Source organism: Streptomyces sp. NPDC126510 (assembly GCF_040302345.1).
GTDB lineage: Bacteria > Actinomycetota > Actinomycetes > Streptomycetales > Streptomycetaceae > Streptomyces.
Genome location: NZ_JBEORR010000006.1, coordinates 202,474 through 225,164, shown reverse-complemented (window position 1 = coordinate 225,164; position 22,691 = coordinate 202,474). Strand labels below are relative to the sequence as shown.

Annotated in this window: 19 protein-coding genes and 2 pseudogenes; 10 read left to right on the top strand and 11 right to left on the bottom strand. The window is 71.5% G+C overall.

The features are described 5' to 3' along the window. Positions 1-48 precede the first annotated feature (48 nt). The 7 genes and pseudogenes from ABTX60_RS10420 to ABTX60_RS10395 all read right to left on the bottom strand — a co-directional run bounded on the left by ABTX60_RS10420 (position 49) and on the right by ABTX60_RS10395 (position 8,250). Positions 49-2,982: a glycoside hydrolase family 2 TIM barrel-domain containing protein gene (locus ABTX60_RS10420; protein WP_352096674.1), complete on the bottom strand. Its 2,934-nt coding sequence runs from the start codon at positions 2,980-2,982 to the stop codon at positions 49-51. Further along, the gene (locus tag ABTX60_RS10415; protein WP_502992302.1) at positions 2,979-3,554 is read right to left on the bottom strand and encodes an alkaline phosphatase family protein; all 576 of its coding nucleotides are present in this window, start codon (positions 3,552-3,554) and stop codon (positions 2,979-2,981) included. Before ABTX60_RS10415 ends, ABTX60_RS10420 begins: the two co-directional genes overlap by 4 nt. Before the next feature lie 134 nt (positions 3,555-3,688). Further along, positions 3,689-3,856, bottom strand: a pseudogene (locus ABTX60_RS43225) (alkaline phosphatase family protein); the annotation flags it as partial. A gap of 160 nt (positions 3,857-4,016) precedes the next feature. Further along, the gene (locus ABTX60_RS10410; RefSeq protein WP_352096673.1) at positions 4,017-4,865 is read right to left on the bottom strand and encodes a carbohydrate ABC transporter permease; all 849 of its coding nucleotides are present in this window, start codon (positions 4,863-4,865) and stop codon (positions 4,017-4,019) included. Next, the gene (locus tag ABTX60_RS10405; protein ID WP_352096786.1) at positions 4,862-5,746 is read right to left on the bottom strand and encodes a carbohydrate ABC transporter permease; all 885 of its coding nucleotides are present in this window, start codon (positions 5,744-5,746) and stop codon (positions 4,862-4,864) included. The genes ABTX60_RS10410 and ABTX60_RS10405 overlap by 4 nt, the downstream gene beginning before the upstream one ends. 126 nt (positions 5,747-5,872) lie before the next feature. Continuing rightward, complete coding sequence (locus tag ABTX60_RS10400; protein WP_352096672.1) at positions 5,873-7,150, bottom strand: ABC transporter substrate-binding protein; 1,278 nt, start codon at positions 7,148-7,150, stop codon at positions 5,873-5,875. A gap of 47 nt (positions 7,151-7,197) precedes the next feature. Beyond that, a complete protein-coding gene (locus ABTX60_RS10395; RefSeq protein WP_352096671.1) occupies positions 7,198-8,250 on the bottom strand; it encodes a carbohydrate kinase family protein in 1,053 nt (350 codons plus the stop codon). A gap of 149 nt (positions 8,251-8,399) precedes the next feature. Here ABTX60_RS10395 and ABTX60_RS10390 point away from each other — a divergent pair, with 149 nt between their 5' ends. From ABTX60_RS10390 to ABTX60_RS10370, 5 genes are all read left to right on the top strand, one after another. Continuing rightward, positions 8,400-9,164: a DeoR/GlpR family DNA-binding transcription regulator gene (locus ABTX60_RS10390; RefSeq protein ID WP_352096670.1), complete on the top strand. Its 765-nt coding sequence runs from the start codon at positions 8,400-8,402 to the stop codon at positions 9,162-9,164. Positions 9,165-9,348: 184 nt separating this feature from the next. Beyond that, positions 9,349-10,689 (top strand): 6-phospho-beta-glucosidase, encoded by a 1,341-nt coding sequence (locus ABTX60_RS10385; protein WP_352096669.1) that lies wholly within the window; start codon positions 9,349-9,351, stop codon positions 10,687-10,689. A gap of 56 nt (positions 10,690-10,745) precedes the next feature. Continuing rightward, positions 10,746-13,787: an alpha-mannosidase gene (locus tag ABTX60_RS10380; protein WP_352096668.1), complete on the top strand. Its 3,042-nt coding sequence runs from the start codon at positions 10,746-10,748 to the stop codon at positions 13,785-13,787. A gap of 4 nt (positions 13,788-13,791) precedes the next feature. Further along, a complete protein-coding gene (locus ABTX60_RS10375) occupies positions 13,792-15,042 on the top strand; it encodes an alpha-L-fucosidase (RefSeq protein ID WP_352096667.1) in 1,251 nt (416 codons plus the stop codon). Between the two features lie 77 nt (positions 15,043-15,119). After that, positions 15,120-15,638, top strand: coding sequence for a cupin domain-containing protein (locus ABTX60_RS10370; protein WP_352096666.1), 519 nt, complete (start codon positions 15,120-15,122; stop codon positions 15,636-15,638). A 4-nt stretch (positions 15,639-15,642) separates the two neighbouring features. Here ABTX60_RS10370 and ABTX60_RS10365 read toward each other — a convergent pair whose 3' ends face one another. Beyond that, entirely contained in the window at positions 15,643-16,779 is a 1,137-nt protein-coding gene (locus ABTX60_RS10365) for an ATP-grasp domain-containing protein (protein ID WP_352096665.1), read from the bottom strand. Positions 16,780-17,037: 258 nt separating this feature from the next. Between ABTX60_RS10365 and ABTX60_RS10360 the strand changes: the two genes are divergently transcribed. Further along, on the top strand, positions 17,038-17,898 hold the full coding sequence (locus ABTX60_RS10360; protein WP_352096664.1) for a metallophosphoesterase family protein: 861 nt from the start codon (positions 17,038-17,040) through the stop codon (positions 17,896-17,898). Continuing rightward, entirely contained in the window at positions 17,895-18,554 is a 660-nt protein-coding gene (locus tag ABTX60_RS10355; RefSeq protein ID WP_352096663.1) for a 4'-phosphopantetheinyl transferase family protein, read from the top strand. The genes ABTX60_RS10360 and ABTX60_RS10355 overlap by 4 nt, the downstream gene beginning before the upstream one ends. 36 nt (positions 18,555-18,590) lie before the next feature. Here the strand turns inward: ABTX60_RS10355 and ABTX60_RS10350 are convergent, their stop codons facing one another. From ABTX60_RS10350 to ABTX60_RS10340, 3 genes are all read right to left on the bottom strand, one after another. Beyond that, positions 18,591-18,815: a hypothetical protein gene (locus ABTX60_RS10350; protein WP_352096662.1), complete on the bottom strand. Its 225-nt coding sequence runs from the start codon at positions 18,813-18,815 to the stop codon at positions 18,591-18,593. Positions 18,816-18,992: 177 nt separating this feature from the next. Beyond that, positions 18,993-19,523, bottom strand: a complete 531-nt coding sequence (locus ABTX60_RS10345) for a toxin-antitoxin system, toxin component (RefSeq protein WP_352096785.1) — start codon at positions 19,521-19,523, stop codon at positions 18,993-18,995. 32 nt (positions 19,524-19,555) lie between these two features. Beyond that, on the bottom strand, positions 19,556-20,215 hold the full coding sequence (locus ABTX60_RS10340; protein WP_352096661.1) for a helix-turn-helix domain-containing protein: 660 nt from the start codon (positions 20,213-20,215) through the stop codon (positions 19,556-19,558). 238 nt (positions 20,216-20,453) lie between these two features. Between ABTX60_RS10340 and ABTX60_RS10335 the strand changes: the two genes are divergently transcribed. The 3 genes and pseudogenes from ABTX60_RS10335 to ABTX60_RS10325 form a co-directional block, all read left to right on the top strand. Beyond that, positions 20,454-21,113 (top strand): MmyB family transcriptional regulator, encoded by a 660-nt coding sequence (locus ABTX60_RS10335; protein ID WP_352096660.1) that lies wholly within the window; start codon positions 20,454-20,456, stop codon positions 21,111-21,113. A 68-nt stretch (positions 21,114-21,181) separates the two neighbouring features. Then, positions 21,182-22,336, top strand: coding sequence for an NAD(P)/FAD-dependent oxidoreductase (locus ABTX60_RS10330; RefSeq protein ID WP_352096659.1), 1,155 nt, complete (start codon positions 21,182-21,184; stop codon positions 22,334-22,336). Continuing rightward, positions 22,333-22,629 (top strand): annotated as a pseudogene (locus tag ABTX60_RS10325) ((2Fe-2S)-binding protein); the annotation flags it as partial. The gene ABTX60_RS10330 and the pseudogene ABTX60_RS10325, both read left to right, overlap by 4 nt. Positions 22,630-22,691 lie beyond the last annotated feature (62 nt).

The window sequence follows — 22,691 nt, the reverse complement described above, 5'->3', positions numbered from 1 at the left end:
GGGTGACTGACGATCGGTGACTGAGAGGGAGGGAGGAAACGAGGAAACTCAGAGGACGCGCAGCGTCCAGCTCCAGCGGTGGACACGGGACGGGACGAGGTAGGAAGCGAAGGTGTCGGGCCCGCACGAGGCCGTGCCCAGCCCGCGGTGCGCCGCGTCGATGTGCACCACGCACCCGGCCCGCGGCACCAGTTCGTCGTGATGCGCGACGGCGGCCAGGTCGGCGGCGCGATACCGGGTCACGGAGACCTGACGGGCCCGGTCCAGCCGCACCGCGAGGCCGGTGGCGTCGGGCGCGGACAGGGTGAACCGGCGCACGCCGTGCCGCCCGCCGCTCTCCTGGGGCCGCAGATACGGTGTGAACAACTCGTCCACCGGCAGGCGGTGGTGGCCGACCGGCGCGCCCGCGGACCGGTCCGGATACGACTCCCAGGGGCCCTGCCCGAACCACTCCAGGAGGTTCAGCCCGGCGGCCGTCTCGAAGACGGTCCCCACCCGGGCCACGTCGTACAGCGCCTCGGGCAGCTCGGCGCACTCCTCGACGAGCACACCGTCCTCCACCGCGGTCAGCACCTGCTCGTGCCGGACGGTCCCGCCCGCGCAGAGGTAGTCGGACACCACGGCCACCCGGCCCGGGGCACGCCGCACGGAGACGACCTCGCGGACGGGCGCCTCCAGACCCCAGTCCCGCCAGCGGGCCGCCATGCCGCCCAGCTCGTCGTTGTCGGTCGGCGCCCGCCACAACGACAGCGTGGGCGCGGCCGTCAGCAGCGGATGGACCAGCAGCCCGTCCTCGTCGACCTCCACCGGACGGTCCGGGGCGGGGGCGTGCTCGACCGGGAGCGCCGCCCGCAACCGCACCTGCGGCAGGCACACGACCGTGCCGCGCGGTGCCCACGGCTCGTCCCGGGCCGTCGTGACCCGCAGCGTCAGCCACGCCTCGCCGCCGTCCTCCGGCAGCGCGAGCGGCAGCGGCACCACGGCCGTCTCACCCGGTCTCAGCTGGGGCAGCCCGGCCGGAGCCGTCAGGGTCGTGCCGTCGGCGAGGGACAGCTCCCACTCGCCGGACAGCCAGTCCAGGCTCCGGAAGTGCTGGTGGTTGCCCACCACCACGCCCTCGTGGCCGTAGGACTCGATCCGCACCGGCGCGGCGATCTCCCGGTGCTCGGACATCACGGGCTTGGGCGTGCGGTCGGGGAAGACGACGCCGTCGGCGATGAAGGCGCCGTCGTGGTCGGTCTCACCGAAGTCGCCGCCGTACGCCCAGCGATGCCCGGGCGCGGCGACACCGTTGTCATACAGCCCGGCGCCCCCACGCCCGGCCGGTCTGCCGTCGTTCACACGCTGGAGGATGCCGTGGTCCCAGAACTCCCAGATGAACCCGCCCTGAAGACCCGGGGTGGTCTCGATGGCCTCCCAATGGTCCGCCAGCGTGCCGTTGCTGTTGCCCATGGCGTGCGAGTACTCGCACTGGATGAGCGGCTTGGTCTGCGTGCCCGACATGGCGTGCGCGATGCACTCCTCCAGCGGCGCATACATCGGGCAGGCGATGTCGGAGGCCAGGTCCGCATCGGCCCAGCCGCGCTTGGCCGCTCCCTCGTACTGCACCGGCCGGGTGGGGTCGTGGCGGCGCACCCAGCCCGCCGCCGCGTCGTGGTTCGCGCCGTAGTCGGACTCGTTGCCCAGCGACCAGATGATGACGGACGGGTGGTTCTTGTCCCGCAGCACCATCCGGGAGACCCGGTCCACGAAGGCGTTCAGGTAGCGCGGGTCGTCGGCGATCTCGTGGGCGTGGTCGTGGGACTCGATGTCCGCCTCGTCGACGACGTAGAGCCCGAGCTCGTCCGCCAGGTCGTACAGGGCCGGGTCGTTCGGGTAGTGCGCGGTGCGGATCGCGTTGAAGCCGAAGCGCTTCAGCAGGACGAGGTCCGCGCGCATGTCGTCGAACGTCACCGTCCGCCCGGTCAGCGGGTGGAAGTCGTGCCGGTTGACGCCCCGGATGAACACCCGCTCACCGTTGACCAGCAGGTCCCGTCCGGCGATCTCGACGTCGCGGAAGCCGACGCGGTGCCGGGAGGTGTCGGCGACCGTGCCGTCGGCGCGGTGCAGGCGGACGGCCAGGTTGTACAGCTCGGGCGTCTCGGCCGTCCAGGTGCGGACACCCGGTACGGCGGCCCGCAGCCGGGCCTCGCCCAGGAAGCCGGAGACCCGCTCGTCCTCGGCGTTGGCGCGGTCGAACTCCGCGTCCTGCGTGAGCAGGTGACCCTCCAGCTCCCCGCTGACGTACCAGCCCTCGGGCAGCGCCCCGCCCGCGTCCCGCACCCGGCAGTCCACCAGCAGGTCGCCGTCCCGGCGGGCCCGCACGGTCACGTCCGCGAGGTGCAGCGGGTCGACGGCGTACAGCAGCACCGAGCGGGTGATACCGCCGTGCCACCACTGGTCCTGGTCCTCGATGTGCGAGGCGTCCGACCACTTCACGACGGTCAGCCGCAGGGTGGCCCGCTCCCCGGGGCGCACCAGGCCCGTCAGGTCGAACTCGGCGGCCAGATGCGAGTCCTTGGAGATCCCGGCGGGCCGCCCGTCCACGTGCACCAGCAGCACGCTCTCGGCGGCCCCGACCTGGAGCACGATCCGCCGCCCGGCCCACTCGGCGGGCACGTCCACGGAACGCTCGTACACCCCGGTCGGATCGGCGGCGGGCACCTGCGGCGGGAACTCGGCGAACGGCATGCGGACGTTCAGGTACCGCGGGAGATCGTCCGTGCCCTGCACGGTCCAGACACCGGGGACGTACGACGACGACCAGACCTCCCCGAGCGGGGCGTCGGGCGCGGGCAGCAGCTGGAAGCGCCAGTCGCCGTCGAGAGTGACGGCTCCGGGGCGCCGGTCGACGGCGTTCATCGGCAACCGGCGCCAGGAGGTCACCTCGGGTGCTTCCCAGGGGCGCAGGGCGATCAGGGGATCGGGACGTTCGTCGGTCATGACCATTCCGGAGTCGGTGCGGTGGGGCGGGGCAGGACACGGCCCTGCAGGCCCCAGGCGGGGTCGACGGGGATGCCGAGACGGCGCAGGACGGTGGGGGCGATGTCGACGAGGCGGGGCCTGTCGAGCCGGGTGCCTCCGAGGGTTCCGGGAGCTCCGGGCTCGGCGAGGATGACGAAGACCTCCCGTTCGGCACGGGAGTCACCGCCGTGACCGCCGGAGTCGAGGTGACCGTGGTCAGTGGTGATCAGCACGGTCCAGCGCTCCCGGGCGCGTCCGGGAGCCGCCGCCCGGGCCCCGATCGCGTCCAGCAGGTGCCCGAGGTGGGTGTCCTGGGCGAGGAGGGCCCGGTCGTAGGCGGGAGAGAGGGGGCCCGTGGCGTGGCCGGCCTCGTCGGTGGCGCCGAAGTACACGAACATGACGTCCGGGTCGGACTTGGTGAGCCAGCGGAGGGCGGTGCGGGCGACGCGGCGGTCCGCGGTCTCGTAGCCCCGGGACTCGCCGTTGTGGCGCACACGCCGGCCGATGGCCCGGCCGAGGGTGCCCCGGCGGACCAGTGCCGGCCAGGACACGCGGCCACCGTGCGCAGACCGGGCCGGGCGGTGGCGGCGCGGGTCAGGAGGTCGGGGTAGCGGGTGTAGTCGGCACCCTTGAAGTCGTTGCCGGTGACGCCGTGGCGGTCGGGCCACACCCCGGTGAGGATGCTCGACCAGCCGGGGCCGGAGTCGGTGTAGGCCGTGCCGGCCGCGGGCTCGCCGTCGGCCCGGCCGTAGGGGAGCAGGCTCGTTCCGTGGGCGCCCGTGGCCATCAGGTCGTGCAGTACGGGTGCGGTGGACGGGGAGCGGGTCAGCCGGTCGTAGCGCAGGCCGTCCATGCCGACGACGAGCACCTTGGGGCGTTCGCTGTTGGTGTCGACGTTCGTCACCGGGAGCCTCTCTCGTGTGGTTGCCAAGAGCCGGGGACCGCCGGCCGGTTCTTGGCTGCATGTCCGTTGTGGCTGGTCGCGCAGTTCCCCGCGCCCCTCTCGGGGCGCGTCAGCTGCCCTGCACCGCCCCCTCCGTGGCGCCCGCGATGAAGCCGCGGGCGAAGAGCGTGAAGACCACGACCAGGGGCACGGACGCCATGAGGACACCGGCCATGACCATGCTGTAGTCGGTGGTGTGGCCGACATGGAGCTGGGCCAGCGCCACCTGGAGGGTGAGGTGGCTCGGGTCGTTGAGCACGACCAGGGGCCAGATGTAGTCGTTCCAGGCGCCGACGAAGGCGTAGATGGCGAGGAAGGACAGCGCGGGCCTGATCATCGGCAGCACGATGTTCCAGTACTGGCGGAAGAATCCCGCTCCGTCGATGCGCGCGGCGTCGAGCAGTTCGTCCGGCACGCCGTTCTCGATGTACTGGCGCAGCCAGAAGATGCCGAAGGCGTTGGCGAGGGCGGGCAGGACCAGGGCCTTGAGGGTGCCGACCCAGCCTATGTCGGACATGAGGATGAACTGCGGCAGGACGGCCAGCTGGAGCGGCAGCATCATGAACCCCACCAGCATGGCGAACAGCACCTTGCGGCCGGGGAAGTCGAACTTGGCGAAGACGAACGCCGCCAGGGAGTCGACGAACAGGACCAGGACGGTCGTGACGGTCGCGACGACGAGCGTGTTCAGCATCGAGCCGAAGAAGTCGATGGTGTCCAGCACGTGCCGGATGTTCTCCAGCAGGTGAGAGCCGAAGGTCAGCTTGGGCGGGCTCTTGTAGATGTCCTCGGTGGTGTTCGTCGCCATGACGATCGTCCACACGAACGGGAAGACCGAGATCAGCACGGCCAGGACGAGGACGATGTGCGCGGTCAGGCCCTTCGGGCGCCGGGACCGCCTGGGGACCACTGCGGTCATGACTTCCTCCCGCGCTGGACGACCCGCCAGTTGACGACGACCAGCACCATGATCAGTACGAAGAAGGCCCAGACGATGGCCGCGCCGTAGCCGTAGTCGTTGTTGACGAAGGCCGACTGGTAGAAGTAGAGGAGCGTGGTCAGGCCGGCCTGGCCGGGACCGCCGAGGTTGGGGTTGGCGGCGTTGCTGCCGAAGAGGACCTGGGGTTCGCTGAAGCTCTGCAGGCCGTTGATGGTCGAGATGATGACGGTGAACAGGATGATGGGCCGCATGATCGGCATGGTGATCTGGAAGAAGGTGCGGATCGGCCCGGCACCGTCGAGCCTGGCCGCCTCGTAGATCTGGGTGGGGATGGCCTGGAGGCCGGCCAGGTAGATGATCATGTTGTAGCCGGTCCACATCCAGGTCATCAGCAGCGCGATGACCAGCTTGATCAGCCACGGATTGCTCAGCCAGGGGACGGGTGGGATGCCGACCGTGCCGAGGATCGCGTTGACCAGACCGAAGTTGTTGCTGAACACCGCGCCGAAGAAGATCGACACGGCGACGATCGAGGTGACGTTCGGTATGTACAGGGCGATGCGGTAGAAGCCCTTGAAGCGGCGCACCGAATGCAGCAGCGTCGCCAGCACCAGGGCGCCGAACAGGGTGGGAACGGTGGACAGCACCCAGATCACCAGGGTGTTGCGGATCGACAGCCAGAAGACCGGGTCGTCCCAGAGGAACTCGAACTGCTGCAGGCCCACGAACTGCACGGTGCCCAGGCCGTCCCAGCGCTGGAAGGCGAGGTAGAGCGAGTAGAAGACCGGGAAGAACGAGAAGACGCCGAAGATCAGGAAGAAGGGCGAGATCGCCAGGTACTGCCGCCAGTGCGACAGCACACCGCGACGCCCTGGCCGCACGGTGTCCGCGGGCTGCGTGCGCCGCGGGCGGAAGCGGGCCGGGCCGGGCCCGCCGTGGTGCCGGGGCACCGCGGCGGAACCGGTGACCGGAGGTGACGCCATCGCTCAGCTCACCCCCTGCCGCCGGGCGATCTGCTTGGCCTGGGCGACCGCGTCCTTCCAGGCGTCGTCGGGCTTCTTGCCCTTGGCCTCGATGCTGGACAGCTCGGTCATGAAAGGCGCCATGACTGCGGCGTCGGCGGGTGCCTCGTAGGCGGCCGGAATGGCCTTGGCGGCGGGGCCGAAGACATCGATGATCTTCTGCCCGCCGAAGAACGGGTCACCGCCCGTCATGGCGGGCATGGAGTAGGCCGCCGGTGCGGCGGGGAAGATGGCGGCGTCGGTGAAGCCGCGGGCGTCGTTCTCCGGGCTGAGGATCCAGCTGATGATCTTGAACGCCTCTTCGGGGTTGCGGCACTGCTTGGGCAGGGCCAGGTAGGACCCGCCCTGGTTGGCCGGTCCGCCGGGCATCGCGCAGACCCGCCACTTGCCCTTGGTCTTCGGGGCCGCCTGCTCGATGTCCAGGGCGTGCCAGGCGGCACCCAGTTCGGTGGTCAGGGTCTTGCCGACGGCGGCGTTCCAGGTGTTGTCGTTGATCTTGGCGTCGAGACCGAGGGTGTAGGGGCGGACCGCCGTGGTCCACGCCTTGCGGATGTGGTCCTGGTCGCCGATGAAGCGGTTGTCCTTGTCGATGAACCGCTCGGTGCCCTGCCCGACCGCCATGGTGAAGACCGAGCCGATGTTGTTGACCAGGTAGGTGCCCGGCACCTTCTTGCGCAGCTCGGTGCCGAGGGCGAAGTACTCCTCCCAGGTCCCGGCCCGGGCGGCGACCTTGTCGGGGTCGGTGGGCAGTCCGGCCTTGTCGAACAGGTCCGCGCGGTAGAAGAGGGCGGTCGGGCCGATGTCGATCGGGAAGCCGATCTGCTTGCCGTCCTCGGTCCGGGCGAGCTTGGTCTTCCAGTCCAGGTACTGGGACGCGATCTTCTTGAAGCCCAGGTCGTTCAGATCGAGGAAGCGGCCCGCGTTGGGCAGGAAGGACGCCATGTCCTCGCCCTTGATGCCGGTGATGTCGGGCACGGAGGCGCCCGCCGCGAGGGTGGTGGTCAGCTTCTGCTTGAAGTCGCCGCCTATGGAGGCGGCGGTCAGCTTCACCTGGCCGCTGAAGTGCGTCTTCGCGTCGGCGACGACCTTGTCGCTGAGCGCCCCTCCCCAGTACCACAAGGTGAGGTTCTTGCCGTTCTTACTGCCGGCCGAGCCGGATCCGCCGCCGCAGGCGACGGTCAGACCGGAGGCGGCCGCGGTGAGCGCGGCGGCCTGGAGGAAGCCTCTACGAGAAAGGTCCACGGGTCACTCCTGTTGTTCCTGTTCGACGTGGAGAGGGGTGGGAGGGGTCAGTGCGGCCCTTCGGAGGCACGCGGACCGACGGGAGTGTGAGGGGTGGGCGGGGTGACGGGGGCGTGCTGCACGGGCGGCCCGGGATCGGCCGGGACGCGGTCGGCCAGGAAGCCGTAGGCGCGTCGCAGGTCCGGGTCGCTCAGGGAGCGCCACCAGCGTGCGATGCCGTACCAGCCGGGGGCCGCGAGGGCGCCGCCGTGGTGCCGGACGGACAGCCCGGCCGCGAGCACCGCGAACCGCAGCCGCTCCACCAGCGGCCAGCCGCCGAGGGAGGCCGCCACGAAGCTCGCGCCGAAGACGTCGCCGGCGCCCGTCGCGTCCAGGACGTCGGCCGCCAGCGCCGGGACCTCGGCGTACTCGCCGGTGATCTGGTCGACGGCGATGGCGCCGGCCCCGCCCCGGGTCACCACGGCGACGGGCACCAGCTCCGAGAGCGTGCCGAGCGCGGCCAACGCGCTGTCGGTGCGGGTGTAGGCCATCGCCTCGGTCTCGTTCGGGAGGAAGGCGTGGCACAGGGAAAGCTGGTCCAGGAGGGCCGTCGGCCACTCCTGGGTGGGGTCCCAGCCGACGTCGGCGTAGATCTGTGTGCCGTTCGCCGCGGCCTTGGCGAGCCACTCGCGGGGCTGGGCTTCGAGGTGTACCAGGGCGGTCCGCGCGTCGGGCGGGTCGCCCATCAGCACGTCCTGGGAGTACGGCGGCTCCTGGCCGTGGGTGAGCAGGGCCCGGTCGTGGCCGTAGGCGACGGAGACGGTGACCGGGGTCGGCCAGCCGTCCGCCGTACGGGAGAGCGAGAGGTCGACGCCTTCCTGGTCGCACAGGACGTCCCGGCAGTGCTCGCCGTAGAAGTCGTCGCCGAACACCGTGGCCAGACAGGTGCGCAGGCCGAAGCGGGAGGCGGCCACGGCGAGGTTCGCGATGCCGCCCGGGCCGCAGCCCATGCCCCCCGTCCAGATCTCCTCGCCCGGAGTGGGCGGCCTGTCGAGCCCCGTGAGGACGAGGTCGTAGAAGAGCAGCCCGGTCAGCAGCACATCGGGCCGGTCGTCGTCCACGGATGCGTCCTCTCGCTCAGGGCTTCGACGGAGATCGTCAAAACTCTTCATTTCGGTGACCGGAATCGTGCGCCGCTCAGCGAGATTGGTCAATACCCGAGCAGAAATAAGCATGGCGATGATTGGAGATGACGAGTAATGTGCACGCCGTGCTGGCTGAACGACGACACCAACTCATCCTGCGGGCCCTGCGTGCCGGCGGGCCCGCGGCCGTGACCGACCTCTCGGAGCAGCTGGGCGTGAGCCCTGCCACAATCCGGCGTGACCTGGTCAAACTGGAAGAAGACGGACTGCTCACCCGCGTCCACGGCGGCGCCGTCGTGGAGGAGGGCGACCAGCCCTTCGCCGAGGTCGCCGAGGTGCGCGTGACCGAGAAGGACGCCATAGCCGAACGCGCCGCCGCCATGGTCCGGGACGGTCAGTCGGTGCTGCTGGACATCGGGACGACGGCGTACCGGCTGGCCCGGCAGCTGCACGGCCGGCGGCTCACCGTGATCACCAGCAACCTCGTGGTCTACGAGGAGCTCGCCGACGACGAGGGCATCGAGCTGGTCCTGCTCGGCGGCATGGTCCGCCGCGAGTACCGCTCCCTGGTCGGCTTCCTGACCGAGGACAACCTGCGCCAGCTGCATGCCGACTGGCTCTTCCTCGGCACCAGCGGGGTACGGCCCGGCGGGCAGGTCATGGACACGACGGTCGTGGAGGTGCCGGTCAAGCGGGCCATGATCAAGGCCGGCGAGAAGGTGGTGCTGCTCGCCGACGCGGCGAAGTTCCCCGGGAACGGGATGGCGAAGGTGTGCGGTCCCGAGGACCTGGACGCGGTGGTGACGAACGAGCCGGTCGACACGGCGACGCTGACCTCCTTCCAGGAGGCGGGCGTCGAGGTGGTCGTGGCGGGAAAGGCGCAAGCTTGAACTCTCTCCCGGCCGACGGGCACCAGGACAGGATCGCCCCGCCGTTCCGTGCACAACGACCACTCACACTCTCGACACCGACCGGGCTGGAACCAGCCCGGGGTCCTGAAGCAAGTTCAAGGAGGTGGCGCGTGTCCGGATCCCGCTCCATGCCGCGCACGGCCCGCCGAATCGGAGGTACCCGGTGAAGCTGACGATTCTGGGCGGCGGAGGATTCCGCGTGCCGCTGGTGTACGGGGCGCTGCTGCAGGACCACGCCGAGGGCCGGGTGGCCCGTGTCGTCCTGCACGATCTGGACGCCGGACGGCTGTCGGCGGTGACACGTGTCCTCGCCGAACAGGCGGCCGGCGTCCCCGACGCACCCGAGGTGAGCGCCACCACCGACCTCGACGAGGCCCTGCGCGGCGCCGACTTCGTGTTCTCCGCGATCCGCGTCGGCGGTCTGGAGGGGCGTGCGAACGACGAACGCGTGGCCCTGGCCGAAGGGGTGCTGGGCCAGGAGACGGTCGGCGCGGGCGGCATCGCCTACGGCCTGCGCACGGTCCCGGTCGCCGTCGACATCGCCCGGCGGGTGGCCCGGCTCGCGCCCGACGCCTGGGTGATCAACTTCACCAACCCGGCCGGCCTGGTCACCGAGGCCATGTCCCGCCACCTCGGCGACCGCGTCATCGGCATCTGCGACTCCCCGGTCGGTCTGGGCCGCCGCATCGCCCGGGTGCTCGGCGTCAAGAACCCAGCGGAGGCGTGGATCGACTACGTCGGCCTCAACCACCTCGGCTGGGTGCGGGGCCTGCGCGTCGCCGGCCGGGACGAGCTCCCGCGCCTGCTCGCCGACCCCGACCTGCTCGGCTCGTTCGAGGAGGGCAAGCTCTTCGGCGCCGACTGGCTGCGCTCCCTGGGCGCGATCCCCAACGAGTACCTGCACTATTACTACTTCAACCGCGAGGCCGTCCGCGCCTACCAGCAGGCCGAGAAGACCCGCGGCGCCTTCCTGCACGACCAGCAGGCCCGCTTCTACGCCGAGATGCGCAACCCCGACGCCCCCGCCCTCACGGCCTGGGACCGCACCCGCGCCGAGCGGGAGGCCACGTACATGGCGGAGAACCGCGAAACCGCGGGCGCCGGCGAACGTGACGAGGACGACCTGTCCGGCGGCTACGAGAAGGTGGCTCTCGCGCTGATGCGGGCGATCGCCCGGGACGAGCGCACCACCCTGATCCTCAACGTCCGCAACCAGCGCACGCTGTCGGTTCTCGACTCCGACGCCGTCATCGAGGTGCCCTGCCTCGTCGACGCCAACGGCGCCCACCCCGTCACCGTGGACCCGCTGCCCGACCACGCCACGGGTCTGGTCTGCGCGGTCAAGGCCGTCGAGCGCGAGGTGCTGGCCGCCGCCGACTCCGGCTCCCGCACGACCGCCGTCAAGGCCTTCGCCCTGCACCCGCTCGTCGACTCCGTCAATGTGGCCCGCAGGCTGGTCGAGGGCTATACCGAGGTCCATCCGGGGCTGGCGTACCTTAGGTGAGCACCGAGAGGTAAGCGCTTTCCCCGTCGCTCTTCCCCGCTTCCTGGAGACATCCCATGCACGACGAAAGCCGCCGCATCGAGGAGCGCGTGCAGCGCCTTCACGACCAGCGCATCAAGTCCGCGGTCTACGCGGCCACCGTCCCCTTCGAGGTGGAGGTCTGGCAGGCCCCGGGGGAGCCGGTCCCCTTCGAGGAGGCCGCCGCCGCCTCCTACGAGCCGTTCACGATGGGCACCCCGTGGGGCCCGCCCTGGGGCACCACCTGGTTCCGCATGCGCGGACAGGTGCCCGCCGAGTGGGCCGGGAAGCGCGTCGAGGCCGTCATCGACCTCGGCTTCGTCGGCGACTGGCCCGGCAACCAGGCCGAGGCCCTCGTCCACCTCACCGACGGCACCCCCCTGAAGGCCGTCAACCCGCTCAACCAGTACGTGGCGATCGCCAACCCCGCCCGCGGCGGCGAGACGGTCGACTACCTGGTCGAAGCCGCCTCCAACCCGGACATCCTCGCGGACAACTTCTCCAAGGTCACCTGGCTCGGCGACAAGCTCACCGCGGGCGACAAACCCCTCTACACCTTCCGCAGCGCCGACATCGCGATCCTCGACGAGGAGGTCTGGCACCTCGACCTCGACGTGCAGGTGCTGCGCGAGCTGATGCTGGAGCTCGGCGAGCACGACCCGCGCCGGCACGAGATCGCGCACGCCCTCGACCGGGCGATGGACCTCCTCGACCTGGACGACATCTCCGGCTCGGCCGCCGCGGTGCGCGAGGCGCTGAAGCCGGCGCTGTCCAAGCCCGCACACGCCAGCGCGCACACGATCTCCGGCGTCGGCCACGCGCACATCGACTCCGCCTGGCTCTGGCCGATCCGCGAGACCAAGCGCAAGACGTCCCGCACCTTCTCGAACGTCACCTCGCTCGCCGACGAGTACGACGACTTCATCTTCGCCTGCTCCCAGGCCCAGCAGTACGAGTGGGTGCGCGACAACTACCCCAAGGTGTGGGCCCGCATCCAGGAGTCGGTCAAGAACGGCCAGTGGGCGCCGGTCGGCGGCATGTGGGTCGAGTCCGACGGCAACCTGCCCGGCGGCGAGGCGGTCGCCCGCCAGTTCGTGCACGGCAAGCGGTTCTTCATCGAGCACTTCGGCATCGAGACCAAGGGCGTGTGGCTGCCGGACTCCTTCGGCTACAACGCGGCCTACCCGCAGCTCGCCAAGCTCGCCGGCAACGAGTGGTTCCTCACCCAGAAGATCTCCTGGAACCAGACCAACACGTTCCCCCACCACACCTTCTGGTGGGAGGGCATCGACGGCACCCGGATCTTCACCCACTTCCCGCCGGTCGACACCTACAACGCCCGCTTCAGCGGCGTGGAGATGTCCCGCGCGGTCCGCAACTACGCGGAGAAGGGCGGCGCCTCCCGCTCCCTGGCCCCCTTCGGCTGGGGCGACGGCGGCGGCGGCCCCACCCGCGAGATCATGGAACGCGCCCGCCGGCTGGCGGACCTGGAGGGTTCCGCGAAGGTCGTCGTCGAGCACCCCGACGAGTTCTTCGCCAAGGCCCGCGAGGAGTACCCGGACGCACCCGTGTGGGTGGGCGAGCTCTACCTGGAGCTGCACCGCGCCACCTACACCTCCCAGGCCCGCACCAAGCAGGGCAACCGCCGCTCCGAGCACCTCCTGCGCGAGGCCGAACTCTGGGCGACCACGGCCGCCCTGCACGCACCGGGCTACACCTACCCGCACGAGAAGTTGGACCGGCTGTGGAAGACGGTGCTGCTGCACCAGTTCCACGACATCCTGCCCGGCTCCTCGATCGCCTGGGTCCACCGCGAGGCCGAGGCCGAGTACGCCCGCGTCGCCCGGGAGCTGCACGCGCTGACCGCCGAGGCGGTGTCCGCGCTGGGCACCGGCGAGACCCGCGTCTTCAACACCAGCCCCTACGACCGCGCCGACGTGGTCCGCACGGCCGACGGCGCACCGGTGTACGTGGAAGTGCCCGCGAACGGCTCCGCGCCCCTCACCGACTCCGCCCCCCAGCAGCCGGTGACGGTCGACGGCCGGATCCTCGACAACGGACTGGTCCGGGTGGAGGTCGCCGAGGACGGCACGCTGTCCTCCGTCCGCGACCTGCGCGCCGGCCGCGAGGTCCTCGCCGGGCCGGGCAACCTGCTCCGCCTGCACACGGACCTGCCCAACTACTGGGACGCCTGGGACATCGACAAGCACTACAAGAACCGCTACACCGACCTCCTGGACCCCTCCTCCGTCACGGTCGTCGAGCAGGACCCGCTGATCGGCACCATCCGCGTCGAGCGTTCCTTCGGCAAGGGCTCCACGATCACCCAGACGATCACCGTCCGCGCCGGCAGCCCCCGCATCGACATCGAGACGGACATCGACTGGCACGAGACCGAGAAGATCCTCAAGGCGGCCTTCCCCGTCGACATCAGGGCATCCCACTCCTCCGCCGAGATCCAGTTCGGCCACATCCAGCGCCCCACCCACACCAACACCACCTGGGAAGCGGCCCGCTTCGAGGTCTCCGGCCACCGCTGGGTACACCTCGGCGAGCCGGGTTACGGCGTCGCCGTCATCAACGACTCGACCTACGGCCACGACGTCTCACGCACGGTCCGCGAGGACGGCGGCACCACGACCACCGTCGGCCTCAGCCTGGTCCGTGCCCCGCGCATCCCGGACCCCGAGGCCGACCAGGGCCGCCACCGCTTCACGTACGCGCTGCTGCCCGGCGCGACCATCGAGGACGCCGTCGCCGAGGGCTACGCCCTCAACCTGCCGCTGCGGGTGGCCGACGCGGCCGGCGCCCCCGCACCGGTGGTCTCCGCCGAGGGCGAGGGAGTGACCGTGGAAGCCGTCAAGCTCGCCGACGACGCCTCCGGCGACGTCGTCGTCCGGCTCTACGAGTCCCGCGGCGGCCGCGCCACCGGCACCCTGCGCACCGGGTTCCCGCTCGCCGGCGCCCAGGTCACCGACCTGCTGGAGCGACCGCTGGAGGACGCGGAGATCACCGAGGGAGGCGTCGCCGTCACGCTGCGGCCCTTCCAGATCCTCACCCTGCGCCTGCGAAGGGGCTGACCTCATGGCCATGCAGCCGTGGTTCGAGGACGCCAAGCTCGGCATCTTCGTCCACTGGGGCATCTACGCCGTCGACGGCGTCCAGGAGTCCTGGTCGTTCTACGACGACATCGTTCCGCACGACCGGTACATGTCCCAGCTCGAGCGGTTCACGGCCGCCCGCTACGACCCGCGCGACTGGGCGAGGCTCTTCGCGCGGGCCGGCGCCCGGTACGCCGTCCTGACCAGCCGTCATCACGACGGGGTCGCCCTGTGGGACACGGCGTACGGCGATCTGAACGTGGGCCGTGACCTGATCGGCGGCTATGCGGAGGCCCTGCGCGAGCAGGGCCTCCGGGTCGGCCTCTACTACTCCCACTCCGACTGGAACCACCCCGACTACGCCTCCACCCGCAAGCCCGGCCGTCCGCCGGAGCTGGAGGACAACCGCTACTCCGAGGTCGCCGCCGAGTTCGAGGACCTTCAGGCCTGGGAGAGGTTCCTCGCCTACCGCGACGGCCAGATCCGTGAACTCACCAGCCGCTACCGTCCCGACCTGCTGTGGTTCGACGGCGAGTGGGACCGCAGTGAGGAGCAGTGGCGCATCCCCGAACTGGCCGCCCTGATCCGCTCCGAGGTACCGGACGTCGTCCTCAACGCCCGGATGCTCAGCGAGGGCGACTACGCCACCCCCGAGCAGGGCGCCCCCGTCATCCCGCCGGAGGGGCCCTGGGAGCTGTGCCTCACGATCAACGACTCCTGGGGGCACCAGCATCACGACCACCACCACAAGTCCGTCGACCAGCTGGTCCGCTACTTCACCGAGACCATCGGCGGCGGAGGCAACCTGCTGCTCAGCGTCGGCCCGCGGGAGGACGGCACGATCACCGACGAACAGGCGCGGCGGCTGGAAGGGCTCGGCGACTGGATCGCCCGGCACGCCGAAGCCGTGTACGGCACCGTACGCGGACTCCCGCCGGGCCACCACTACGGCCCGAGCACCCTCTCCAAGGACCGCCACACCCTGTACCTGGTCCTCTTCGACGCCCCGAGCGCCGAGATCAACGTCCGGGGCCTGCTCAGCAAGGTCCGCCGCGTCTCGGTCCTGGGCAGCGGCACCGCACTGTCCCACAGCGTCACCGGCGGCCTCCACGAGACACCCGGCATCCTCTGGATCGAACCCCCGCCGGCCTCGGACCTCGACCCGCACGCCACGGTGCTGGCCGTCGAACTGGAAGGAGAACTGGAGCTGTACCGAGGCGAGGGCCGCTTCTGACGGCGCCGAATTGACCCACGATTCCGGCCCCGGAATGCCCCCTGCCGTGGGTCGCCAGGCTCCGTAGGGTCGTTGTCATGACGACGAAACAGAACGAGGCGGCACACACCGGCACCTTCGCACCGCTCCTCACGCGTGCCGCCGGAGCCGAGACGACGCGCGACCCGAGCAGCGTGATGACCCTCCTGGCCGACTCCGGGAACACCGGCGGGCGGCTCACCAGCTACCGTTCGACCTTCGCCGAAGGTGCCATCGGCGCCCCCGCCCACCTGCACACCGAGGCGTCCGAGATGTTCTACGTCATCGACGGCGCGCTCCAGGTACTGGTGGGTGAGGAGATCACCGTGCTGGAGGCCGGCGACTTCCTGCTGGTGCCGCCGCACACCCCGCACGCCTTCGCCGCCGCACCCGGTGCGACGGCCGACGTGCTGTTCGTCTTCACCCCGGGCGCGGGACGCTTCGACTACCTGCGGCTCCTGGGCCGGGTGATGCGCGGCGAGGCCGACCCGCAGGAGATCAAAGACTCCTCGGAACGCTTCGACAACCACTACGTCGACAGCCCCGTCTGGCGCGAGGCGCTCGCGGCCAGGGTCTGATGCCTCACAGGCGCAGGGCCCGAGCCGCCGCCCCGACGGAGCCGGACTGCTCGGCGGTGGCGGGCGCGGGTACCGCCGGGAGCGGCTCCGTCGTCTCGGCCCGCTGCTGCGGCAACGACACCGGCCGCAGCGGACGCGGCCCCGACACCACCGTGTAGTCCTGGCCGAGGAACGGCGGGACCATCTCGCCCGGGTCCTCGCCGAGCGCCAGCCGCACCGCGGCCCAGGGGGCGTTGACACCGCACTGGGACAGCTGGTGCAGCCCGCCGGCCGGGCGCGTGTTGACGTCCATGAGCACCGGCCGGTCGCCGAACATCCGGAACTGGATGTTGGACAGGTAGTGCAGACCGAAGCCCTCGGCGATCCGCCGGGCCGGGTCCAGCCACTGCTCGTGCAGGGTGAAGCCCCGGCGGCGGCCGTTCTTGGTGCGGCCCACCGCCAGCCGGACCCGGTTGTCCGGGCCGGTCAGGCAGTCGACCGACACCTCGGGCTGCTCCAGACGCGGCATCACCAGCCAGTCCACCGGCTCCTCACCCTGCCGCAGTGCCTCCAGCACCAGGTCGAGCGGCACGTACGGGCTGGGGAACCCGCTCAGATGCATCAGCGAGAAGGGCGTACGTGTGATCACGCGGAAGCCCACCCCGCCGGCCCCGGACGCCGGCTTGAAGCACGCCTTGTGCCCGCCCCCCTCCAACTCCTCGACCGCCGCGACGAGTTCGACCTCCGAGCGGACCCGGAACCACGGCGGCACCGGCACACCGATCGCCTGGACCGCCTCGTAGGCGATCACTTTGTCGTGGAAGACGGCCACGGCCTCGGGCGGCGGCGCCAGCACCGCCGTGCCGGCCGCCTCGAACTCGGCGCGGTGCGCCACGATCGCCGACTGGTGCAGCCGGGGCACGAACACGTCGATGCCCCGCCGCGCGCACTGGTCCAGCGCGTACTCGACGTACCCGGCGGGGGAGAGGTTCTCGGGCTCCAGCTCGGCGGTGTCGGCGGCGGCCAGCACCGGCGAGTCGGGGTCGCCGTGCGTGGCATGGATCTCGACCGCCCGGTCGCTGGGATTCCTCCGCAGCTGATCCATGAAGAACACGTTCTCCGCGTACGTGCGGTTGAGCCAGACGCGTACGCGAGAGACCATGCAGGCCGCCTTTCACGGTTCGCGGGCAGGGCTGAGCGGCCCGTGCCCGGGCAGGAGAAGGGAGGGACACCAAACCGCCCCTGTGTGAGGGAAGTTCGTAGCGGTGGTGTTGGGCCAGATCATACGGCTTCGGCGGGCCCCCTCGTGCAACGCGCGTGTGAAGGAATTCTCCCGCCGCGGCTCCCGGGCCGCGCTTGTCCCGGTCGCACGGATGTGATCTCTTGGTGACGTCCGGAGTGCGCTGAGGGGGGCGAAGAGGTGACGTCGACGGCCGGTGGCGCCGCACAACTGCTGGCCATCAGCGATCTGCACATCGGGTACCCGGAGAACCGCGCCCTGGTCGAGGACATGCGGCCCGGGACGGACGACGACTGGCTGCTGATCGCCGGGGACGTCGCGGAGACCGTGGCGGACATCCGCTGGGCCCTGAAGACGCTCGCGGGCCGCTTCCGCAAGGTCGTCTGGGTGCCCGGCAACCACGAGCTGTGGACTCATCCGAGCGACGCCGTCACCCTGCGCGGCGCCGCCCGGTACGAGTACCTGGTCGACCTGTGCCGTGAACTCGGCGTGACGACACCGGAGGACCCCTATCCCGTCTGGGAGGGCCCCGCCGGCCCGGTGGCCGTCGCCCCGCTGTTCCTGCTGTACGACTACTCGTTCCTGCCGGCCGGCTGCACCACCAAGGAGCAGGGCCTGGAATACGCGCAGGGCACCGGGATCGTGTGCACCGACGAGTACCTGCTGCACCCCGACCCGTATCCGAGCCGGGAGGCCTGGTGCCGGGCTCGGGTCACCGCGACCGAACGCCGGCTCGCCGAACTGCCCGGCGACCTGCCGGTGATCCCGGTCAACCACTATCCACTGCACCGGCACCCGATGGACGTACTGTGGCACCCGGAGTTCGCCATGTGGTGCGGCACGGAACTGACCGCCGACTGGCACCGCAGATTCCGAGTGCACACCATGGTCTACGGCCATCTGCACATCCCCCGCACCACCTTCCACGAGGGCGTGCGTTTCGAGGAGGTGTCGGTGGGTTATCCACGCGAGTGGAGCAAGCGGCCCCGGCCGCCGGGACGGCTGCGGCGGATCCTGCCGGGGGAGGGCGAACAGCGGTGATCGAGGAACTGCTGCCGGAGACGGTGGTCGGCGTCGAGGCGTACGGGTACGAGGACGCGGACACGCCGCTGTACCCCGAGGAGGCGGCCCTGCTGACACGGGCCGTCGACAAGCGCCGCAGGGAGTTCGCCGTCGTGCGCTCCTGCGCCCGCAGAGCCATGGAGAAGCTCGGCGTCGAGCCGCAGCCGATCCTGCCCGGGGAACGCGGCGCCCCCGGCTGGCCGGCCGGGCTGACCGGGAGCATGACCCACTGCGACGGCTACTGCGCCGCCGCGCTGGTCCGCGCCACCGACCTGGCGTCGCTCGGCATCGACGCGGAGGTCCACGGCCCGCTGCCCGAAGGTGTCCTGCCGTCCGTATCCCTGCCGGCCGAGGCCGACCGGCTGCGACGGCTCGCGGCCGAACGCCCCGACGTGCACTGGGACCGGCTGCTGTTCAGCGCGAAGGAGTCCGTCTACAAGGCGTGGTTCCCCCTCACCGGGAAGTGGCTGGACTTCATGGAGGCCGACATCGACCTCGCCGCCGACGGCACCTTCCGCGCGGAGCTGCTCGTCCCCGGGCCATGGGTGGGTGCCCGCCGCCTCGGCCACTTCGACGGCCGCTGGACGGCGGGACGGGGCCTGATCGCGACGGCGATCGCCGTACCGCACACCTGACCCCGCTCCCCGGCGCTCGCCCCGTGGCACTCCCGGTCAGGGGCAGGGCTCCGGACACCAGTTCTCCAGAAGGCGGAAGAACGCCTCCTCGTTGCCGGTCAGTCCGGCGCGCTCCAAGGCCTGCTCCGCCTCGGCGAGCACCGCGGGCGGGACGAGCGGCGGGCCGGCCTCCACGTCGAAGGCGGCCCGGACGGTGTGCAGCAGCCGCAGATAGGCCTGGACGGCGGTGCGTTCACGATCGGTCAGAACGGCGGTGGGCATCGGTCGGCTCTCCCCGTGTCGGCGTCGTCTGTCCCGCGCCCTCGCGGCGCGTACGCCCCGCACAGCGGTGGCGCACCTCCAGCTTGCCGCCCACCACTGACAATCCGGTCCCGCCGCCCTCCGGTTCGCCCGCTCGGCGGAGGCGGACCGCACAACGTCGCCGCGCGGTGCGGCCCGTCAGCCCTGTGGTCCGCGGTAGCCCAGCGACGCCTCGATCCGCCCCGCCAGATGGTCCCGCTGCACCGGCCCCCGAGAGGAGGAACCGGCCAGCCACGCCCGGCACTTGCTGGCGAGCAGCAGACCGAAACTCTCGGCGTCGCGCTCGTCGTCGAGGTCGAAACGGGTGCGCGCGGCGACCTTCAGCACGGTCGCCTGGAGGTCGGCCCCGTCGTCGAGCAGCCTGGCCGCGACGGCCGCGCCCTCGACGTGGTGGGAGCAGTGCCCCGCCTTCATGTGCCACAGCTCATGGCCCAGGATCACCAACTGGTGATCGGGAGCGGTGCGTTCCTCGATCACGACGAGGTCCTGCTCGGCCATGTCCAGCCAGAGCCCACTGGCGGTCCCGGGCGGGAACGCGGCCGTGCGGAAGCGCACGGGGCGGCCGCGGCGTCTGCTCATACCGTCGCACAGGGCGGCGTACAGCTCCTCGGGCCGAGCCGGCGCGGGGAGGGTCAGCTCCGCGACCAGCTCGCCGCACAGACGGCGCATTTCCTTACCGATGCCCACAGTTCTCCCCACGGTCACGACTCGGGCCGCTTGACGCTCTCCAGGAGCATGTCCAGCCACTCCGCGACCTTGTCGCGGTGCTGGTCGGTGGGCAGTTGCGCGGCACGCCAGGCGATGCCGCGCACGCCGTGGTCCTGCAGCAGCCGCTCCAGCGGGTCGTCCTGCGCGGCGGCCGCCTGCCGCTCACGGTCGGCGAGCTTCTGCAGCAGGTCCTGCTCGGTGTGCTGGAGGGCGCTGACGAGCGCCTCGGGGTCCTCGGCCGTCAGGAAGCCGGCGTGCACCCGGAAGAACCGCTGCAGGGCGTCGCAGTGCTCCATCGTCGGCCGCCGGTCGCCGTTGATGAGGGCGCCGGCCTGCTGGCGGGACATGCCCGCGCCGTCGGCGATCTCCTGCTGGGTGTACTTGCGGCCGTTGGGCTTGAGCCGGGTCCGGCGCAGCAGGTCCAGCCGCTGCAGGAACCGGGCCTGCACATCGGGCTCGCCCGCGGGCCTGCCGCACAGCAGGGCCTTCACCACCGCCTCCGGTACACCGGAGGCGACGGACAGCCTGCCGACGTCGAAGACCTCGGCGTGCGGCACGCCGAGCCGGTCGGCGAGCGCGCCGACACGGGAGACGACGGCCGGCAGCACGACTGTCGGCGTGACGCCCGGACCTTCGACGAAGCCACCCGTCACCGACAGATCTCCTACGTATCTCACAGGCTTCTCACAAGTGGATGCCGTGACCTACCCCGGCGTGAACTTCCCGGAGCGTAACCGGTGGTTCGAACTCACATCCAGGTCTCGCCACAACTGTGGCCAATTTCAGCCGTCAACAGCCATGGAATGCCACGATAGTTGACACGCGTCGATCCGGGGCAGCAGGATCGGGGCGCCGCGTCAAGGCCGCACAGGCAAGAGGGGTGACCTCCCGATGGCATATCAGGCAGGAGGGCAGCGGCCGGCACCGCGGCCCGTCCCCGAGACTCCCGAGGCCCAGGCCTACCTGGAGGACTACGCCGGGCTTCTGGAAGGTGTCTCCTTCCCCACGCTCGTCGTCGACCACTGCTGGGACGTGGTGCTCACCAACGGCGCCTTCCGGTCACTTTTCCGCGAGGTCGGCCCGCACCCCACGGCGATGCCCGCCGACAACTTCCTGAGGTTCGTCCTCTTCCACCCCGACGCCCCCGCGGTCCTCGGCGATCACGAGGCGAGCTGGTGCCTGCCGATGCTCGCGCACTTCGCACGGACCGTGGAGAACCACGGCCCCGACCACGGACTGCAGGCCATCCGCCGCGACATCGCGCAGGATCCGATCATGGAGGCCGCCTACCGCCACGGCCTGCCGCACTGGATACGCGCGGTCGGCGAGGGCGCCGTCGAGCAGGACGGTGCCGTGCGCCCGCTCCTGCACCCGGACCCGCACCGGGGCGCCACGGAGTGCCGGGTCGTCGTCGAGACGTCCAGGACGCTCGAGGAACTGGGCTGCGCCCGGGTCACGTTCGTCCTGCGCGAGGCCCGCCGCTCCGCGTCCCGGGAGCGCCGCACGCGCCGTACCGCCTCCCACCTGAGGGTCGTCCCCGAGGCCGACTGAGCCCCGCAGGGTGTCCGCGCCTTGTCGGCACCCTTCCCGGCCTGTGTGGTGTGTGACATAGTACTGGCGTGAGCGAGTCGCTGACCTGCGATGTCGTGGTGGTCGGGGCCGGAGTGGTCGGCGCCGCCGCCGCCCTGTACGCGGTCCGCTCGGGCCTGGACGCCGTCGTGGTCGACCGGGGCCCGGTGGCCGGCGGCACGACCGGAGCGGGGGAGGGAAACCTCCTCGTCTCCGACAAGGAACCCGGACCCGAGCTCGACCTGGCCCTGTTGTCCGCCCGGTTGTGGGCCGCCCTGGCCCGGGAGGGGCTGGGCCGGTCCGTCGAGTACGAGCCCAAGGGCGGTGTCGTCGTCGCCGGCACCGGCCGGGCCCTGGCAGGGCTGGAGAAACTCGCGGCGGAGCAGCGCGCGGCCGGGGTCGACGCGGTCCCGGTGCCGCCCGACCGGCTCACCGACCTGGAGCCGTACCTGGCCCCCGGCCTCGTGGGCGGCGTGCACTACCCGCAGGACGCCCAGGTGATGCCCGCCCTCGCGGCGGCCCACCTGCTGCGCGCCTCGAAGGCCCGGGTGCTCACCGGCCGGGAGGTGACCGGAGTCCTGCGCGGCCCGGGCGGCGCGGTGCGCGGCGTGCGGACCGACCGCGGTGACCTCCACGCCCCCGCGGTCGTCAACGCGGCCGGAACCTGGGGTGGCGAGGTGGCGGCCCGCGCGGGCGTGTCCCTGCCCGTACTGCCCCGGCGGGGGTTCGTCCTGGTCACCGAGCCGCTGCCACCCCGCATCCGGCACAAGGTGTACGCCGCCGACTACGTGGCCGACGTCGCCAGCGACTCGGCGGCGCTGCAGACCTCCCCCGTGGTCGAGGGCACCCCGGCCGGACCGGTCCTCATCGGCGCCAGCCGCGAACGGGTCGGCTTCGACCGGTCGTTGTCGCTCCCGGCCCTGCGCGCCCTGGCGGCGGGGGCGACCGGGCTCTTCCCCTTCCTGGCCGGAGCCCGGGCGATGCGGACCTACGCCGGCTTCCGGCCGTATCTGCCGGACCATCTGCCCGCGATCGGCGCCGACCCGAGGGCGCCCGGGCTCTTCCACGCCTGCGGGCACGAGGGTGCGGGCATCGGACTCGCCACCGGCACCGGGCATCTGATCGCCCAGGTGCTGACCGGGCGGGCGCCCGACCTGGACCTCGGACCGTTCCGGCCCGACCGCTTCACCGGGGAGGCCGAGTGAACCCGCTGGAACGGGCGGAGGCCGGACCGGGCCCCGCCTTCACGGTCACGTTCGACGGACGGCCGGTCCGGGCCCTGCCCGGGCAGACGGTCGCCGCCGTGCTGTGGGCGGCCGGCGTCACGTCCTGGCGTGCCACGCGCGGCGAGGGCCGTCCGCGCGGGGTGTACTGCGGGATCGGCGTCTGCTTCGACTGCCTGGTGACCGTCAACGGACGCCCCAACCAACGCGCCTGCCTGGTGCCGGTACGGCCGGGGGATGCCATCGGCACGCAGGAGGGGACGGGGCATGAGGATGTTCCCGGCTCGCGGGACGGGGCGGGCCACGGGGGTGTGACCGGCTCGCCGGGCGGGACGGG

Bases quoted from the DNA above. Each gene is read 5' to 3' on its own strand.
- ABTX60_RS10370 (WP_352096666.1), top strand. From the start codon at position 15,120: ATGACGACGAAACAGAACGAGGCGGCACACACCGGCACCTTCGCACCG.
- ABTX60_RS10380 (WP_352096668.1), top strand. From the start codon at position 10,746: ATGCACGACGAAAGCCGCCGCATCGAGGAGCGCGTGCAGCGCCTTCAC.
- ABTX60_RS10335 (WP_352096660.1), top strand. From the start codon at position 20,454: ATGGCATATCAGGCAGGAGGGCAGCGGCCGGCACCGCGGCCCGTCCCC.
- ABTX60_RS10350 (WP_352096662.1), bottom strand. From the start codon at position 18,815: ATGCCCACCGCCGTTCTGACCGATCGTGAACGCACCGCCGTCCAGGCC.
- ABTX60_RS10410 (WP_352096673.1), bottom strand. From the start codon at position 4,865: ATGACCGCAGTGGTCCCCAGGCGGTCCCGGCGCCCGAAGGGCCTGACC.
- ABTX60_RS10375 (WP_352096667.1), top strand. From the start codon at position 13,792: ATGGCCATGCAGCCGTGGTTCGAGGACGCCAAGCTCGGCATCTTCGTC.
- ABTX60_RS10345 (WP_352096785.1), bottom strand. From the start codon at position 19,523: ATGCGCCGTCTGTGCGGCGAGCTGGTCGCGGAGCTGACCCTCCCCGCG.
- ABTX60_RS10365 (WP_352096665.1), bottom strand. From the start codon at position 16,779: ATGGTCTCTCGCGTACGCGTCTGGCTCAACCGCACGTACGCGGAGAAC.
- ABTX60_RS10420 (WP_352096674.1), bottom strand. From the start codon at position 2,982: ATGACCGACGAACGTCCCGATCCCCTGATCGCCCTGCGCCCCTGGGAA.